General features: G+C 35.1%; 1 protein-coding gene. It reads right to left on the reverse strand.

Annotated elements, in window-relative coordinates; translation table 11 throughout:
• On the reverse strand, window positions 1-962 hold a 962-nt coding region (locus tag U9P79_01860; protein MEA2103374.1), incomplete at its 3' end, for a DUF262 domain-containing protein.
• Between the last annotated feature and the right edge of the window lie 85 nt (window positions 963-1,047).

Genomic DNA, 1,047 nt, shown 5'->3' on the forward strand with positions numbered 1-1,047 from the left:
TTCTTGGAAGTAAATTTTTCATTTAGAAGGAATTTAGCATAAGCCGCAGATTGCTTTCTGTCGTACTTGAAATACATTATCCAATGATTGCGTAGGAAATCATCATCGTCTAATGGGTTATCTTTGTTCTTTCCAAGGTATTCATAAATTGTTTTCCACGTTTCGTTTACGTCCTTACGTAATTTATTTCGAGTGGATTCACCTTCGTAAATAAGAGTGGTGAGGTAAATCAACCTGTTTTTTAGGAGTTCGAGATTGGACAGAGGTTTACCCCTATTGTTCATTGTTTCAAAAGTCACGTACACATCCAATTCGTCATCAATCATATACAAGTTGAATTTGAATCTTCCGGTGATTTTCTTAAATAAAACTTCTAGTTCCTCTTTAGCAAGATTGGTAAATTTATTTTTAAAAAACTCGTCGGCAAATTTTAAATTAGCCGTGTACAATGTTCGCTCTGGTACTCCACCCGCAGTGGAAGATTCTTGCTCTAAAATCTTTCTTTTGAAAAATTCATCACTTGGGTTATCTTTCTCATACCCGAATATGTACGATTTATAGATTTCGTCACATTGCTGAAATAGAAATTTCGTTGTCCACAAATCTTTTTTCCTAAAGTTAATCCATTCATCAGCCCTGAATTGTTTTAAAAGTTGGTTGATAAAAATTATTGCGGTAGTTAATCGTTGTTGACCGTCAATGATATAGTAAGCAGTTAGACCACCTTCTATTAACCAAAGGTCGTCTTGCCATTTTTCAATATTCTGAACGTCCTTCTTGTCAATTTTTTCAACGGTTAACAATCCCGTGTAATGAATTTTATCATCTTTTAAATTGGTCAAATCATCCCAAAAGTCCTTAAGTTGTGGTTCTTGCCAAGAGTAACCTCTCTGAAAGTCAGGGATTCGGAAAAATTTTTCATTGAATATCTCGGTGAGAGATTGAAGTTTGTTATCCGTCATAGTTTGTCACCAGCTTCAATCATTGTTTTCTCTCCATCATTCATATCTTCCCCACCAACCCCTCAAACTTCGCATAATTCACCTT

Source organism: Candidatus Cloacimonadota bacterium (genome assembly GCA_034661015.1).
GTDB lineage: Bacteria > Cloacimonadota > Cloacimonadia > JGIOTU-2 > JGIOTU-2 > JAYEKN01.